Source organism: Providencia sp. PROV156, assembly GCF_028480905.1.
Lineage (GTDB): Bacteria > Pseudomonadota > Gammaproteobacteria > Enterobacterales > Enterobacteriaceae > Providencia > Providencia hangzhouensis.
The window spans coordinates 93,429-110,528 of sequence record NZ_JAMPPE010000013.1; the positions used below are offsets into that span (position 1 = coordinate 93,429).

Sequence of the window (17,100 nt, forward strand, 5' to 3'; positions counted from 1 at the left end):
CGCGTACGTTTTGAGGTCAGAAGATTACAACACACCCTGCCCAAGCATTGCATCTGCGACTTTTACGAAGCCCGCGATGTTAGCGCCTTGAACATAGTTAGTTTGTTTCTCTTCACCACCGAACTCCACACAGTGCTGGTGAATATCCAACATGATGTGATGCAGACGGGCGTCAACTTTCTCTGCTTTCCAACCTAGACGAGCCGCATTTTGAGCCATCTCAAGACCTGAGGTTGCCACACCACCTGCGTTAGCCGCTTTACCTGGCGCAAACAGCACTCCTGCTTCAAGGAACAGCTCAGTTGCAGGAATAGTCGTTGGCATATTAGCCCCTTCAGCGACCGCTTTAACGCCATTTTTGATTAACACTTTTGCTGCATCAACATCCAGCTCATTTTGTGTTGCACATGGCAGAGCGATATCGACAGGAACATTCCATGGTTGCTGACCCGCTAAGTAAGTTAAGCCAAACTCTTTTGCATATTCTTCAATACGACCATAGTTGTTTTTGATTTCTTCCAAACGTGCGAGTTTTTCTGTTGTAAAGCCGTCTTCATCAACTACAGTACCGCTTGAATCGGAAGCTGTAACCACTTTGGCACCTAGCTCCATGCATTTTTCAATGGTGTACTGCGCAACGTTACCAGAACCAGAAACCGCGACACGCATCCCTTCAAAGCCTAGGCCATGACGTTTTAGCATCGCATTTGTGAAGTAAACCAAACCGTAACCAGTTGCTTCAGGGCGAATTAAACTACCACCAAAAGACAATCCTTTACCGGTAAATACACAAGAAGTGTCATTAGACAGCTTTTTCATCATACCTGTCATAAAGCCCACTTCACGGCCACCAACACCAATATCCCCTGCTGGGACGTCAGTATTTGAACCAATATGGCGATAGAGTTCTGTCATCAATGCTTGGCAGAAACGCATCACTTCACCATGACTTTTACCTTTAGGATCAAAGTCAGAGCCACCTTTACCACCACCCATAGGCAATGTGGTCAAAGCATTTTTCAGTGTTTGTTCGAAGCCTAAGAATTTCAGGATAGATAAATTCACAGATGGGTGAAAACGCATACCACCTTTGAATGGGCCGATTGCAGAGCTAAATTGCACACGCCATGCACGGTTAACTTGAACTTTACCTTGGTCGTCTACCCAACATACTCGAAATTGAATTACACGCTCAGGTTCAACAAAACGTTCAAGTAATGCTTGGTCACGATACTTAGCATTTTGCTCTAAAAACGGCCAAAGGGAAGTGAATACTTCACGCACGGCTTGTAGAAATTCAGGTTGAGAAGGGTCTCTTTTTTGGACAGACTCCAAGAACGAAGATAGTGATTGTGTCATCTATGTCTTCCTTTTTAACATGTAGTTGTTGTGATGTGCCTCACTCTTTCTTATCATTATTTTTAGGAAATGTGAGGTTGATTTGTGTTTGCCTATTGAATATATCATTAGTTTGTATTCTAAATTCAAGGTTTTTTTTCACTCTATAGCAAAATAAATTGCTTGACCTGCCAATAACTCCCTCAAAATACATATTTTGAAACAAAAAAAACGCCTGCATAAGCAAGCGTTTTCAGTGAATAATATTTCAAATTGAGTGATATGGATTATTCTTCATCATCATTTAGTGGCACAATCAACATATCCACATGAACAGTATTGATTAACTGGCGAGCAGATGACATCAGCTTGCTCCAGAAATCTTGGTGATGCCCACAGACCACTAAATCCATATTGTATTTCTTAATCGCGTCCACAAGTACTTGGCCTAGGTCGCCACTACCACTGAGCGTTTCTTGAATTTCATAACCTGCGCCTGCAGACAAATCCTTCAGAGCATTACGTGTTTCATCAGTAATACGTTGCTGCATGTCACCAAGATTGACATCAATAAGACCGGTATAGAGGTCTGAATAGTTAACATCAACATGGATCATAGATACTTTGGCCCCGTAAGGTTTTGCCATAGAGACAGCCTTATCCAGTAATACTTTACTTTCAGGTGATAAATCTACCGCAACGAGAATATGTTTGTAAGCCATAAGTAAACTCCTTCCGAATGCTGATTATCTGGTGGTTATGCCTTCACCACATCTTTATGAATACTATACCTGCTAATTGTGATTATTAAGTGTTGCTTTGATCACATCTAAGCAGATTAACCTTAAAATCATCACTTCATATAACATTTTATAAAACAATAACATCATTCATTCAATATTAATATATTGCCCTAAAAAATTCGAGTTATGGCGACTCTTTAGTTTAGAAATGCAACAAAGTTGCACAGCAAACTGTGATAATAAAGTTCAGTAACTCAGATTTATTTTCTTCAATAGAAACAAGAGGTCATCACAAATTTGCGCTAACTGCACTTTTTTTAAACAGTAATTTATCCTACAATAAAATAACTGAGTATAAGTACAATTTTTCTGCTGTATTTCCTTTGCGACAATTGCTGTGAGCTTGAGCTAGGTTCTAAGGAGAGGATTATGTTCAGTATGATTGCATTGTTTTGGGCATTATGCATTTTGTGCATCTTAAATATGATGCGGTACTTTTCTTCCGTTCGTGTTTTATTGTCTATTCTAAGGGATTCAGATCCCCTGCTTTATCAATCCGTTGATGGTAATGGTTTTTTTACTACACACGGCCAACTGAACAAACAACTGCGGTTAGTTCGATACATAAATAATAAACAATATCTGGAACATTACGACCCAGAAGTTATTTTGCGTTGTGAGCGGATCCGTAAGCAATTCATGATGATAAGCAGACTCAGTATTCTTGTTGTCGTGAGCTTAGCCTATTTATTGATAACCGGTTAATTGTGATTAGTAACTTGCTAGCGAGAAAATAGTGATGACCTTCCGATCATCACTATTTTATATATGTAGATTACTGTGTTCATGTAACTGTTAAAGGCTCCATACTCATGTATGAAGCCAAAATTAGTGCGACTAGATAAACAACAGCGATAGCCAGTACAAACCGCCCGATAACACAATGGACACCGGTAAAGTCAATAACCATGCTAATGCAATGCTTTTAATGGTTTTTGTTTGTACACCACCACCATCGACAACCATCGTCCCCGCAACCGCAGAAGATAAAACCTGCGTTGTTGAAACTGGCATACCAGTATAACTTGCCACGCCGATAGAAACTGCTGCAGTCACCTGGGCAGATACACCTTGCGCATAAGTCATGCCTTTCTTACCAATTTTCTCACCAATGGTCACAGCAACACGCTGCCAACCAAACATGGTGCCTAATGATAATGCTAAAGCAACCGCAATAATGATCCACAGTGGCGCATATTCAACGGTATACAGTAAATCATTACTGAGCTTTTTCAGTAAGCTGGCATCTTTCGAACTGGTTTCTGGCAATTTCGCAACCGCATTCGCAGTATCAGAGATACACATCAGCAAACGGCGTGCGTGGTTACGTTGGTCTGGCGTCAGCTCTTCATAGCTTTGAATGCCATCAAGCATCTTTTGCGCTTGATTTAAAATAGCGCTAGTACGCGTGCTATCACAATGGAATTCACCGCCAGGCTCATCACTACTTTCTGCAACGGCCGGGGCATTTTCTATTGCATGGTTTAACGCTGGTTTATGTGTTTCATAGTATTGTTGCAGGTGGACAACCGCATCATGTGTTTTTGCGATGTCATAACCGTTAGAATTCATATTCATAACGAAACCTGCTGGAGCAACACCAATTAACACCAGCATGATAAGACCGATGCCTTTCTGGCCATCGTTCGCACCATGGGAGAAACTCACCCCAACTGCTGACAAAATCAATGCAGTACGGGTCCAGAATGGTGGCTTACGCTTACCATCTTTTTTCTCACGTTCCGCTGGTGTTAAGTGAATACGACGACGTTTCTTTGTGCCACTCCAATAACGGCGCAAAAAGAAAATCATCAAACCGGCAATCACGAAACCGATAGCGGGAGACAAAATTAATGACATGAAAATACTGATCATTTTCGGTATATTCAAGGCATCAACAACAGACGAATCAGTCACAATCGCGTTGGTTAAACCCACCCCGATTATTGCCCCGATCAGTGTGTGTGAACTGGAAGCAGGGATACCGAAGTACCAAGTTCCAAGGTTCCAAATAATTGCAGCCAAGAGCAATGAAAAAACCATTGCAAGGCCGTGAGCTGAGCTCACATTAAGCAAGAGGTCTGTTGGTAAGAGATGGACAATGGCATATGCAACGCTCAACCCTCCCAGCAAGACACCAAAAAAGTTAAAAACCCCTGCCATGACAACTGCGAACTGAGCCCGCATTGCTCTGGTATAAATAACCGTTGCTACCGCGTTAGCGGTGTCATGGAAGCCATTTATAGCCTCATAGATCAGCACAAATAACAGTGCCAGAACTAATAATAGACCTGTATGAAATTCTAAACCTGTAAAAAGATGTAGCATAGACGTTAAGCCATTATATGTTGGACATGAACGCGGCGCATTATCAGTGACAAACGCTGGCGGTGGAAGCAAAATCTAACCTTTTTTTGATTTAACTACCCATCAAAAAAGCACCTCATAGCAATTACCCCATATTTTTCAATACATTAAAGCAATCAAACTTATTCTGAATTTTTGAAACTTTTTAACGATATTTCCAGAAAATAATCGTTGTTTGCTTTTTTTAGACGAATTTTTCTAATTATAATACGTCCTGTATAGTTTTCATCAGTTCTTCCTCAAAGCTTTACATTACAATCCCGGTGAGATGACGTAAAATATCCCGGTTATCAATGTAATTACGCTTAAAATCAAACATATATAGAGACACTTATTGTGAAAAATTTCGACGTTATTATTTTAGGTGCTGGTGCAGCGGGTTTATTCTGTGCCTCACACTCTGGCAAACGCGGTTTGAAGACGCTAGTGGTTGATAACGGGAAAAAATTAGGCAGAAAAATATTGATGTCCGGTGGCGGGCGCTGCAATTTCACTAATATGTATGCAGAACACAGCAATTACATTTCAACAAACCCACACTTTTGTAAGTCAGCACTTGCTCGCTATACACAGTGGGATTTTATTGCCTTAGTGGCCAAATATAATATTCCCTATCATGAAAAAACCTTAGGGCAGCTTTTTTGTGATAATAGTGCACAAGATATCGTCAATATGCTGCAAAGTGAGTGTAATCTACCGAATATCACTATCAAGTTACGCAGTGAGGTGACTGCCGTTGACAAAGCAGATGATGGTTTTTTAGTCACGATCAACGGCTCTCAAGTAAGTACCCACTCACTTGTCATTGCAACAGGTGGCCTATCTATGCCAGGTTTAGGTGCGACCCCTTTTGGCTATCGTCTTGCGGAACAGTTTGGGCATACTATTATTCCAACACGAGCAGCACTGGTGCCCTTCACCTTACATAAACCCCTTTTAGAAACCTTACAGGTACTTTCAGGTATCTCTGTCCCTGCAACGGTAACAGCGACAAGCGGCACCGTATTTAAAGAAAATATTTTATTCACCCATCGGGGGCTTTCTGGTCCAGCTATTTTACAAATATCCAGCTACTGGAACCCTGGCGAGTACGTGAGTATTAACTTACTTCCAGATATCTCCGTCAATGATTTTATCGTTTCAGAGAGACAACAGCACCCAAATCAATCATTGAAAAATACCTTAGCTAAATTATTACCAAAACGGCTAATTGAGGTATTACAAGCCCAAGGACAAATCCCTGAGTTTGCTCTAAAACAGCTTAATCATCCTCAAATTGAAGCGTTACACACCACCTTACACCAATGGCAGGTGCAACCTAATGGAACGGAAGGTTACCGTACCGCCGAAGTGACATTGGGTGGCGTTGATACTCACGAAATATCATCTAAAACCATGCAATCACTTAAAGTACCAGACCTGTATTTTATTGGTGAAGTGATGGATGTGACCGGCTGGCTCGGAGGTTACAATTTCCAATGGGCATGGAGCTCCGCGGCTGCATGCGCGGAAAGCTTACCTCTCCCTTTTGCAAAAAACGACTAAAAAACACTCGGCCTTAACCAGACTCTTAACAGGATTGCTCTGTTAAAGTTATCGGCCTTTATTTATGGCCAAATAATCTTAATCCATTGAAAAATAATGGTTAATATTTAATTTCATATAAATCATATAATTGCAGTTTTAATTATAAGATATATTATTTTGGTTAAAAATAATGCTTTACAAACGATAGTGATAACTATTATCATTATCATCACTTCCTCAACAGGGTTACTTAGTCACCCTTTGCAGGGAGTACGACATTGCTCACATTGCTTCCAGTGTTTACTTTAGCCAGCCTTGCGCTGGCTATTTTTTTATTCACACCACATTCTCTGCAATCACCTTATATCTTATTCAAATTTTTTGGATCCTATGGTTAATGGTAGCTACTTTTCTCTGTGTATAAATTGGTTAAACTGTCATCAATACATTTAGAGCGAGTTCAACCAAGGTTGAAATCCGTACAGGAGAGAACACGATGATCTATTTACGCAAAGCGAACGAACGTGGTCATGCAAATCATGGGTGGCTCGACAGTTGGCATACTTTTTCATTCTCTAGCTACTATGATGAGCAATTTATGGGCTTTTCTGCGCTGAGAGTGATTAACGAAGACTTTATTGCTGCTGGCCAAGGGTTTGGAACACATCCCCATAAAGATATGGAAATATTAACCTACGTGCTCAATGGTACTGTGGAACATAAAGACAGCATGGGCAATATGGAGCAAATCCCTGCGGGTGAATTTCAAATAATGAGTGCGGGTACGGGTATTCGTCACTCTGAGTACAACCCAAGCAATGAAGAAGAGCTACATCTGTACCAAATTTGGATCATTCCTGAAAGAACAGGCATTGAGCCACGTTATGAGCAAAAACGGTTCGACTCCAAAGACGGCAAGCAACTGGTACTATCACCGGATGCACGTGATGGCTCATTAAAAGTTTATCAAGATATGGAACTGTGGCGCTGGGCATTACCTGCTAATGAAACACACACCCATGCTATCGCTGATAAACGTGTCGTGTGGATCCAGATCGTTAAAGGGAATGTTGAAGTGAATGGCCAAAAAGCAACCACCAGCGATGGTTTAGCCATTTGGCAAGAAACAGCGCTCACCATCAAAGCAAGTGAAGATAGTGAAATCCTGTTGTTTGACTTACCATCAGCAGAATAATCATTTTCACAACAAAAAAGGCTCTACTTTGGTAGAGCCTTTATTATTTATTGATTCACAAAACCAATTACAGTTTTGGCCCTGCTTTCACCAGTGCAGCGCCTGCTGGGGTGTCCGTGTACTTATCAAAGTTGTTCACGAAACGTTCCGCTAAGTCTTGCGCTTTTTCATCCCACTGTGCTTTGTCTGCATAAGTATTACGTGGGTCAAGGATATTGGTATCCACACCCGGTAATGCTGTTGGGATTTCTAAATCGAACACTGGCAGTTTAATCATGTCTGCTTTTTCGATGTCACCACTTAAAATAGCGTCAATGATGGCACGTGTATCTTTGATGGAAATACGTTTACCTGTACCGTTCCAGCCTGTATTCACTAAGTAAGCTTTCGCGCCTGCTGCTTCCATACGTTTAACTAATACTTCAGCGTATTGTGTTGGGTGCAGTGATAAGAATGCCGCACCAAAGCAAGCGGAGAAGGTTGGAGTTGGTTCAGTGACACCACGCTCTGTACCTGCTAATTTCGCGGTAAAGCCTGATAGGAAGTGGTACTGCGTTTGCTCAGGCGTTAAACGAGAAACAGGAGGTAACACACCGAATGCATCTGCGGTTAAGAAGATAACTTTTGTTGCATGGCCCGCTTTAGAAACAGGTTTTACAATATTTTCAATGTGGTAGATTGGGTAAGAAACACGGGTGTTTTCTGTTTTTGAACCATCATTGAAATCAACTGAACCATCTGCCAACACCATCACGTTTTCCAATAACGCATCACGTTTGATTGCGCCATAGATGTCTGGCTCAGCTTCTTTAGATAAGTTGATAGTTTTTGCGTAGCAACCACCTTCAAAGTTGAATACGCCGTCATCATCCCAACCGTGTTCATCGTCACCAATTAACTTACGTTTTGGATCGGTAGAGAGTGTGGTTTTACCTGTTCCAGATAAACCAAAGAAAATGGCTACATCACCTTTTTCGCCGACGTTAGCAGAACAGTGCATAGATGCAATGCCTTTTAATGGCAGCAGGTAGTTCATCATAGAGAACATACCTTTCTTCATTTCGCCGCCATACCAAGAGCCGCCGATCAGTTGCATGCGTTCGGTTAAGTTGAACGCAACAAAGTTTTCTGAATTCAAACCTTGTGCTTTCCAATTCGGGTTAGTACATTTTGCGCCATTCATGACGATGAAATCAGGTTCGAAACCCACTAATTCTTCATCAGATGGGCGAATGAACATGTTTTTAACGAAATGCGCCTGCCATGCAACTTCGGTGATAAAACGTACTTTTAGACGAGTGTCAGCGTTCGCACCACAGAATGCATCAATGATAAACAAACGTTTACCTGACAGTTGTTCAGTCACTAAATGTTTGAGATCCGCCCAAACTTCTTGTGACATAGGTTTGTTGTCATTTTTACCTTTACCTTGGTCTGCCCACCAAACTGTATCGCGAGTCACGTCATCACGTACAATATATTTATCTTTTGGTGAACGACCAGTAAAGATACCTGTATCAACCGCAACAGCTCCTAAAGTGGTTACTGTTCCACGCTCATAACCTTCAAGTCCAGGCTTAGTTTCTTCCGTGAATAATAGCTCGTAACTTGGGTTATAAACCACTTCAGTTACATCATGAATACCGTACTTTTCAAGTTCCTTCAGGGTAATGCTTTTAGCGCTCATTATATTGCTCCTGGTAAACATAACTAATCTGCGGATGATCATAATTCTTTACGACTAATTAACAGCGATTGCTATCAAAGAATTGAAAATGTATGATTTTTTTTAATTCATAATGAGACTTAGAGCACGTAATAATGCTTTAAAATTATAAGAAAAAGGTGCAGAATTGCACCCTTGTCACATAATTAGGTTGCTAAATCGTATCAGTGAAGTTGCTGATTTAGCTCATTATTTAACCCCTGAAGATCGGATTCAATAAATACATAATGTGAGCCACAAAATTCACATTCCATATCAATTTTCCCATCTTTGTGCAAAATATCGATAACATCTTCCTTAGGTAAGGTGGCTAACGTACTTTCGCAACGCTCCCTTGAACAAGTACAACGAAACTCGACAGATTGAGGGTCATATAAAGTGACATCTTCTTCATGATAAAGACGATGTAAAACCTCTTTCACATCCAATGTGCTCAGCTCTTGGCCTTTAATCGTGGCAGTCAGTTGCACTAAGTGGTCAAAAAAGTCATGGCTTGTTTCATTTGCTGCTGGCAAAACTTGCAATAACATACCACCTGCACTTGGTTTCCCATCTACTTCACCCACACGAATAAATAAACGGGTTGGTAATTGCTCTGATTGGCGGAAATAGGCATCAATGCTTTCTTCGATAGAATCCCCTTCAATAGCCACAATCCCTTGATAACGTTCACCTTGGTTCGGTGTGATGGTAATAACCATAAAACCGTTACCAATCATTTGCTTGAGAGTGCTACCCGCCACAACTGGGCCATCGACACGTGCAACACCACGCATCTGTTGTAAATTATTACCGTTGATAACCGCCAAATTAACAGGCCCATCACCTTGAATTTGCACAGTAATATCACCATCGAACTTCAACGTTGCCGTCAATAAACTGGTAGCAACAAGTAACTCACCCAACAACCCTTTTACCGCTGTTGGGTAGTCATGGTTTTCTAAAATATGTTCAAAGGTTTCATCAACACTGATCATTTCTCCACGAACAGAATGTTGTTCAAATAAAAAACGGTGGAGTAAGTCTTGGTTTGCCATAATATCTCTCTATTGCTCGGGCTGTTGCTCAGGCCGTCATTAAGACGACTCATGAGAATTTGTTTGTTTAAACTTTAACAGGGTACGCCGTTCTTTCTTATCCGGGCGTCGCTCTGGATGTGGCATCGTCAGTGCATTCATCTTACGCGCTTGTGCCATTTTCTCGCGTTGATTAATACTTTCTATCGTTTCACAGTACAGCAACTGAGCTTCCGGTGCACCTTTGCGCTGGCTACTGATTTGCATGATTTCAACCGTTCGTTCATCATTACCTTGCCGAAGCTTAACGATTCCATGCAGCTCAACAATTTTCCCTGGCTTAGTTCTTTGCCCATTGTAATGGACTTTACCGCCTTCAATCATTTCACGGGCGACCGCACGCGTTTTATAAAATCGCGCAGCCCACAGCCACTTATCAAGGCGAACAGGTTCTATAATGGATTGATTCATGGGGCCTCCTCAACATAAGTCTGAATCAAACTAAGAAGAGGCTCCCTCTACTTCCGGGATGATGCTATCGACGATAGGAAGGGGGATTAGCCTCAAAGCATTTATCATAATATTCTGTGATATTACGCAAACGCTTCTTATTATTCAAAACACGTAGCACAATCAACGAACCATTTAACAACGCACACACCAACAAAAATAGGATAAAAAGCGCACTACATATATACTGAGATACCACTTTTTCATTGGGTTCTTCATGCAACACAATTTGCAATGTCCCATTGGCATCTACTGATAAATCCGTAATTACACCTTCAATATTGAACGGTGTATTGATCAGAAGATTTGATAACCTTTGCAACTCTTGCCAACGCTGTAATGGCGATAGCTCATTAAAAGAAGCTCCCTGTATCGAATCAACTAAAGGCTTGTTTTCATCACTAATTAATAAAACACCACCAGGAGGCGGACTATTAATTTTGCGCACTTCTCTATCTATTTCTGTCCTGATAAAATCATATATGGTGTCTTCCACGATGTTTTCCAAGGCCTCAGCGCTACCAGCACGCAATAAAACATGAGCCCCTTTTAGTTTTCCCGTAGACGCTTTCTTTACTAAAGAAGGCCAATCATCTGTACTCCCTAGGTTAGTCAGTGCATTTTTTAATTTTAGGCAGTTATCAGAATTATGGCACAGTTGTTCTGTCCCCATGATGATAGCCGAAAAATCAAAGATAATATTCATCCCTGATTTCATAATATCCCGCTGTAATCTTGGGTTAACTCCTGTCGAGTTTTTATCTGGATGCAATTGGCTTTTGACGGTATCAAGCAATGATATTGAGTGTTCAACAACCTCTGATTGAGGTTCAGTCTGTAAACTAACATCATTCCAATAAATACCAGAGCAATCAAACGGCACAAATTGAGCTTGGTTTTCTTTATTCAAATTCGGTGAGCGGTAACACATCCCTTTTCCTTGGGCAACTAATGTATCCCCAACTTTGAGCTGACGGGAAGCGAGCTCATTAGGACTCTCAGCCTTGATTTTCTCTGTGCCACCTAGCCACGCAAACCCCAGTTTTATTGGCAAATCTATCGGTTGATATGCAAATATCAGAGCCATCGTTAATAAAGCCCCAACTAACATCAATACATTCTTTTTGAACCGTTTGTAAGGGTAATAACGCTCTTCTTCATGCAAAGAAAGATACTTACCGTGCCTGACCACCTCACCCGTCGTATAAAAATCAATATTAACAGCTTGGTTTTCTTCGTATTTTAAATAATTCGTCCAATGATTAGGGTAGTGCAAGTCAATACCAGCAATAGACGTATTGGTGGAATATTTTTTATCCAGTTCGCCATAGAGTTCCCAGCGCTTTGGTTGGCCATGAATACATTGAATATCTTGATATTGTCGGGGGAACATCCTAGAGCGAAAGAGAATAAGTAACCCAATAATAAACGTAATCGTTGTGATCACTAATCCCGATTCCTGTAATAAAGGAATCGAAACAAGGGTTAAATAACCAAATAAAAAACTCAGGCAGATAATCGCAGCACCAAGCCAACCTGTAGAATGGTGTAACCGATGTTCTTCATTCGTCTCTTTACGAACTTTCAATCGCTCAATACTATGCTGGCCACGTTCTTGAATTGCCGCATCAGGCCATGTTGAATCGATAGGCATACCCGTTTGCCATTCACTACTGAAATCTTTCAGCGAATGGCTATTCATTGAAATAATTAACGGCAAGTGGTCTGTTTCCACTATTTCCATAACATTTTGGCGTTGCAAAAAAGGCTCAAGCTGTGAAGGGAGCTGAACCTCAATTGTATCAATAAAATAGCGCCAACTATTTCCTTGCTCTTGGCGTAAGTTAAAACGTGTCAATGAATGGCAAACTGTCGCTATGATTGAGTTTTTTTTGATTTGCCATGGATGCTGAGATGTATTTGTTGATATAGCAGCGCAATAATTTAAATACTGGGAGATGGTTTGGTAATCTGAATCAATCATTTTCCTAAATGATGGTGACGCTACAGAAGGTATTTGATAGACGCCAGAATGCCGCCCCCGCCTAAAATATAGGAAGGAAGCCATTATAGTCAGGCTAATAACAATTATAGCCGTTATAATGACATGGTTCAGCATTGTTTCCCCAATGAAAAATGAATAAGAAAAGCATATCAGCCCTCACACTTCCTAAAAATAAGCCGATTCCTATTCTATTTGTAGTTTTTATTTTAAATTACAACATCTTGTAAAAAATGTTTTATTTGTTTACCCGTATTATTTGTTTGAGTCAATTATACTAACAGCATTTTATCTACTCGATAATATCTATCATTTTATTTTGATATAGGTCATAGTTGTATGATGATTTCGAAATACGGGCAGTGCTAGGTAAAACGCGTCTCGTAAATCAATGAAATATGCTTTTAGCAATAGATTTCACTCATCCTGTTCGGAAATCGTTATGACAGAGTTAAAAAAACCTAAAATCTTGAATATTCAAGATGTTGCTCAATCAAAATTATTCAGCATTCAATCAGTTGACCTCGAATTTAGTAATGGTGAAAAACGAGTCTATGAAAGAATGCGGCCCGCAAAACGCGAAGCGGTTCTTATTGTTCCTATCATGGGTGATAACCTCATCCTCATTCGCGAATACGCTGTCGGGATTGAAAGCTATGAATTAGGCTTTCCCAAAGGTGCTATCGACCCCGGTGAAATTGCCATTGAAGCAGCCCAGCGTGAACTCAAAGAAGAAATTGGTTATGGCGCTAATCACATGGTTCAGCTCGCCAAACTGACGATGTCGCCATCATACTTTTCAAGTAAAATGAATATTCTTATCGCTCAAGACTTATACAGGGAAAAACTCAAAGGAGATGAGCCTGAACCTCTACAACAAGAGCTATGGCCAATATCTCGAATGATGGAATTACTGGAACACCCTGATTTCAACGAAGCTCGGAATATTAGCGCACTTTTCTATCTAGAACGTTACCTAAAAAGTGTTAAGTAATAACACTTAACATTACATCTGCTGTATGTTATTTCCATAACTAATCATTAATATAGGTATATAACCTACTGATATATTAAACGTCTCTATAGAAAACACCCCATGTTTTAAACCAACAATGGGGTGCTAATTATAGGAATTTAACCAACAATAATTTTAAAATAGCTCTTGGCTGGCCCCACCTTCCGTAGAAATTGTCGTACCTACCTCTTGTACCGCATGTTCTTTCGGTTCAGTTCCTTCAATAAAATACTCACGACGAGAGGAACCTAATTTACCTGTCCTGCTATCAATGGAGACCGAAATAACACCTTTAGGCGGCTTCATTGTTTTCACTGGTACCCCTGCTAAAATAGACTTCATAAAGTCGTTCCACATGGGTTGTGCACTTTTGGCCCCGGCTTCACCACGACCTAATGTTCTCCTATTATCATCGAAACCAATCCATGCAGAAGCAACAACATCTGGGCCATAGCCAGAGAACCAAGCATCCTTAGAGCTGTTAGTTGTCCCTGTTTTCCCACCAATATCCCGGCGACCACCTAAGTCTCTCGCTGCACGCCAACCTGTACCTGACCAACTAGGCTCGCCATAAATATTGGTCATCATCGCATCCCTAATTAAGAATGCAAGTGGGGTATTAATTACATGAGGTGCATATTGGTCACCAGAGTTCCCGTCTAAGTTAGCTGCCGTCGTTAATTCCATTGTTGGCTCTTTTATGACGGTATTATCGCCTGATTGTGTCACTTCTTCGGTAGACTCATCATCAATACCGTTGCTCACAATAGTGCGTTCCGTATCACCATAAATTACCGGAATATTCGTGCAATCAGGGCATGCTATTTTAGGGTTGGCTTCGAAAATAACCTCATCATTATGATTTTCGATCTTCGAAATGTAGTATGGGTCAATCAAATACCCACCATTGGACATGACAGCATATCCACGAACCATTTGCATTGGTGTAAATGATGGAGCACCTAACGCTAATGCTTCAGTACGGTTAATATTTTCCGCTGGAAAACCAAAGCGAGTCAGATAATCAGCCGCATAATCCACCCCCATGGCTCTCATTGCACGAACCATCACAACGTTTTTTGATTGGCCTAAACCTTGACGTAAACGAATAGGCCCATCATAGCGAGGAGGTGAATTCTTAGGACGCCAATCAGAACCTGCACCTGCATCCCAACGGCTAATTGGTACATCATTAAGTAATGATGATAATGTCAGGCCTTTATCCATTGCCGCTGTATATAGGAAAGGTTTAATATTCGAACCAACTTGGCGTAATGATTGGGTGACTCGGTTAAACTCACTCATATTGAAGTCAAACCCACCTACTAGCGCAATAATCGCCCCATCATTTGGATTTAAAGCAACAAATGCCGCATTCGCATCAGGTACTTGCCCTAACCACCAGTTATCTTTAACTTTTCGAACCCAAATTTGCTCACCCACTTGCATGACTGCATTTACAGCTCTTGGCGCGGTACCTTGTTGAGTATCTGAAATAAATTTACGCGCCCAACGCACACCGGTCATTGTAATAGGAATTTGCGAACCATCAGCTAACATCACTTGCGCTTCTGAAGCTGTTGCAGATGTCACAACAGCAGGCATTAAAGGCCCATAAACCGGCATTTTTTTCAATTTTTCGACTATCTGCTCTGCTGTCCAAGCCGTTTCATTCTGTTTCCATAAAACCTCAGCAGGGCCGCGATAACCGTGGCGAGTATCGTAGTCGATCAAATTATTACGGACTGCGGTTGTTGCAGCTTCCTGATCTTTACGGATCACCGTAGTGTAGACTTTATACCCATCGGTATACGCATCTTCACCATATTTATCAAACAAGGTTTGACGCGCCATTTCGGCTAAATACGGCGCAGAAAAATCAATTTTCGGCGCATGATACGAAGCAACTATTTTTTCATTTTTTGCTTGTTCATACTGGTCTTGAGTAATGTATTTCTCCTCAAACATGCGAGAAAGAACCACATTACGACGACTTACCGCACGGTCATAAGAGTACAGAGGGTTAAATGTAGAAGGTGCTTTTGGTAAACCTGCAATCATCGCAATTTCACTAAGCGTCAACTCATCCACTGTCTTACCAAAATAAACGTACGCAGCTGCTCCGACGCCATAAGCACGGTTACCTAAATAAATTTTATTCAGGTACAACTCCATAATTTCATCTTTAGTAAAAAGCTGCTCAATGCGAATAGCCAAAAATGCCTCTTTAGCTTTACGCATCAGGGTTTTTTCAGGGCTTAAATAAAAATTTCTCGCGAGCTGCTGAGTGATTGTACTGGCCCCTTGAGATGCATGGCCAGAAGACGCCATTACGGTAACCGCACGGAAAATACCAATAGGGTCAATCCCATGGTGCTCATAAAAACGGCTATCTTCAGTGGCGATAAACGCTTTGATCATTAAAGGAGGAATTTCTGCCAGAGGTAAAGGAATACGACGCTTTTCCCCATATTGGGCAATCAATTCGTTATCCGCACTGTATACCTGCATTGGAATTTGCAGACGAATGTCTTTCATTGTTGCTACATCAGGTAACTCACCTTCCACATATTTATACATGCCATAAATCGAGGCGGTTCCCAAAAAAATGCAACAGAAAACAAGAATAAAAAAATATTTTACGAACTTCACCGGAAAATTCCCATGCTCGGCTAACAAGAGGGTTTAGATATCACTAACACACAGTATAAAGCTTATACAGCACAATAGAAATCGTAATTTATTTGTTAATGATAAGGAAATTAACTATGTATACATCAAAATGGAACATTGGGATCGACCTCTATCGAGATAGAATACAGCTAGTCGCTGCAAAGCGGCGCAGACAATACTGGCATTTATGTGAATGTTGGCAACAACAATTACCATTCGAGCTAACTGATAATTCTAGCCATGAACAATATCAAATTTTACTGAATATTTTATTACAATGGCGTCAGAAATTACCTAAAAAGTGTTCCGTATCCTTCGCATTACCCGCTGTCCGTACAATAAAACAACAAATTTCATTACCCAGTGAAATCAAATTGCCACAACCAGAATTAGGGTGGTATTTACAATCTCAAGCTGAAAAACGTTTTTCTATGCACGCCCAAGAGCTGGTTATCGACTATCGCGTCATCAAACAACAGGTTTATTTTAATGGGGCCCGCCAGTCAGATATTACTTTTTGGCAAAATCTATTTACAGAAAGCGGGTTCAATCTGCTTGCTATTGATGTCGCCCCCATAGCTTTACGTTATGTGGCAAGAAACGCGGGTTTACCCGATGAATGCTGGGTTATTCATTATCGACAAGGTGAATGGCTTTGGTCAGGGCCAATTAGCCAACCAGCTAATTATAACCATTTGCAAGATACCGATATACCGACACTTTCCCACTTGCTGCCCTTTATTGATCAAGAAAAAGCCTCACCTATTTACCTCATTACAGATCATGAACAGATTTCTCGTACTGATGAGGTAGCTCACCACTGGGAATTACGCCAAGCTTTTCAACAGCATAATATTAAATTACCACAGTTACTGGGGGATTTTGTGATTGCTGCCGGTCTTGCTTTACGTCATGGAGATATTTAATT

General features: G+C 40.9%; 13 protein-coding genes. 5 read left to right on the top strand and 8 right to left on the bottom strand.

Annotated features, from left to right (window positions below; translation table 11 throughout):
* Positions 1-24: 24 nt before the first annotated feature.
* Both gdhA and uspA read right to left on the bottom strand, forming a co-directional pair.
* Positions 25-1,359 carry an NADP-specific glutamate dehydrogenase gene (gene gdhA / locus PSF31_RS11375; RefSeq protein WP_004263145.1) on the bottom strand — a complete coding sequence of 445 codons (1,335 nt, stop codon included), beginning with the start codon at positions 1,357-1,359 and terminating at the stop codon, positions 25-27.
* 266 nt (positions 1,360-1,625) lie between these two features.
* Positions 1,626-2,060, bottom strand: a complete 435-nt coding sequence (gene uspA / locus PSF31_RS11380) for a universal stress protein UspA (protein WP_004263149.1) — start codon at positions 2,058-2,060, stop codon at positions 1,626-1,628.
* Between the two features lie 450 nt (positions 2,061-2,510).
* On the opposite strand from uspA, the gene uspB reads away from it, so the two are divergent.
* A complete protein-coding gene (gene uspB, locus PSF31_RS11385) occupies positions 2,511-2,846 on the top strand; it encodes a universal stress protein UspB (RefSeq protein WP_004263154.1) in 336 nt (111 codons plus the stop codon).
* A gap of 132 nt (positions 2,847-2,978) precedes the next feature.
* Here the strand turns inward: uspB and pitA are convergent, their stop codons facing one another.
* Positions 2,979-4,469, bottom strand: coding sequence for an inorganic phosphate transporter PitA (gene pitA, locus PSF31_RS11390; RefSeq protein ID WP_004263157.1), 1,491 nt, complete (start codon positions 4,467-4,469; stop codon positions 2,979-2,981).
* Between the two features lie 375 nt (positions 4,470-4,844).
* On the opposite strand from pitA, the gene PSF31_RS11395 reads away from it, so the two are divergent.
* A complete protein-coding gene (locus tag PSF31_RS11395; protein ID WP_096863482.1) occupies positions 4,845-6,053 on the top strand; it encodes an NAD(P)/FAD-dependent oxidoreductase in 1,209 nt (402 codons plus the stop codon).
* Between the two features lie 478 nt (positions 6,054-6,531).
* On the top strand, positions 6,532-7,230 hold the full coding sequence (locus PSF31_RS11400; RefSeq protein ID WP_164561262.1) for a pirin family protein: 699 nt from the start codon (positions 6,532-6,534) through the stop codon (positions 7,228-7,230).
* A 67-nt stretch (positions 7,231-7,297) separates the two neighbouring features.
* Here the strand turns inward: PSF31_RS11400 and pckA are convergent, their stop codons facing one another.
* The 4 genes from pckA to PSF31_RS11420 all read right to left on the bottom strand — a co-directional run bounded on the left by pckA (position 7,298) and on the right by PSF31_RS11420 (position 12,601).
* The gene (pckA, locus tag PSF31_RS11405; RefSeq protein WP_004263163.1) at positions 7,298-8,917 is read right to left on the bottom strand and encodes a phosphoenolpyruvate carboxykinase (ATP); all 1,620 of its coding nucleotides are present in this window, start codon (positions 8,915-8,917) and stop codon (positions 7,298-7,300) included.
* A 203-nt stretch (positions 8,918-9,120) separates the two neighbouring features.
* The gene (gene hslO / locus PSF31_RS11410; protein WP_004263166.1) at positions 9,121-9,993 is read right to left on the bottom strand and encodes an Hsp33 family molecular chaperone HslO; all 873 of its coding nucleotides are present in this window, start codon (positions 9,991-9,993) and stop codon (positions 9,121-9,123) included.
* Positions 9,994-10,032: 39 nt separating this feature from the next.
* Complete coding sequence (gene hslR, locus PSF31_RS11415) at positions 10,033-10,443, bottom strand: ribosome-associated heat shock protein Hsp15 (RefSeq protein WP_004263168.1); 411 nt, start codon at positions 10,441-10,443, stop codon at positions 10,033-10,035.
* 64 nt (positions 10,444-10,507) lie between these two features.
* On the bottom strand, positions 10,508-12,601 hold the full coding sequence (locus PSF31_RS11420) for an IgaA/UmoB family intracellular growth attenuator (protein ID WP_004263171.1): 2,094 nt from the start codon (positions 12,599-12,601) through the stop codon (positions 10,508-10,510).
* 325 nt (positions 12,602-12,926) lie between these two features.
* On the opposite strand from PSF31_RS11420, the gene nudE reads away from it, so the two are divergent.
* Positions 12,927-13,478: an ADP compounds hydrolase NudE gene (nudE, locus tag PSF31_RS11425; RefSeq protein WP_004263174.1), complete on the top strand. Its 552-nt coding sequence runs from the start codon at positions 12,927-12,929 to the stop codon at positions 13,476-13,478.
* Between the two features lie 156 nt (positions 13,479-13,634).
* Here nudE and mrcA read toward each other — a convergent pair whose 3' ends face one another.
* On the bottom strand, positions 13,635-16,151 hold the full coding sequence (gene mrcA / locus PSF31_RS11430) for a peptidoglycan glycosyltransferase/peptidoglycan DD-transpeptidase MrcA (protein WP_096863480.1): 2,517 nt from the start codon (positions 16,149-16,151) through the stop codon (positions 13,635-13,637).
* A 116-nt stretch (positions 16,152-16,267) separates the two neighbouring features.
* On the opposite strand from mrcA, the gene PSF31_RS11435 reads away from it, so the two are divergent.
* Positions 16,268-17,098 carry a hypothetical protein gene (locus PSF31_RS11435; protein WP_036958620.1) on the top strand — a complete coding sequence of 277 codons (831 nt, stop codon included), beginning with the start codon at positions 16,268-16,270 and terminating at the stop codon, positions 17,096-17,098.
* Positions 17,099-17,100: the final 2 nt, after the last annotated feature.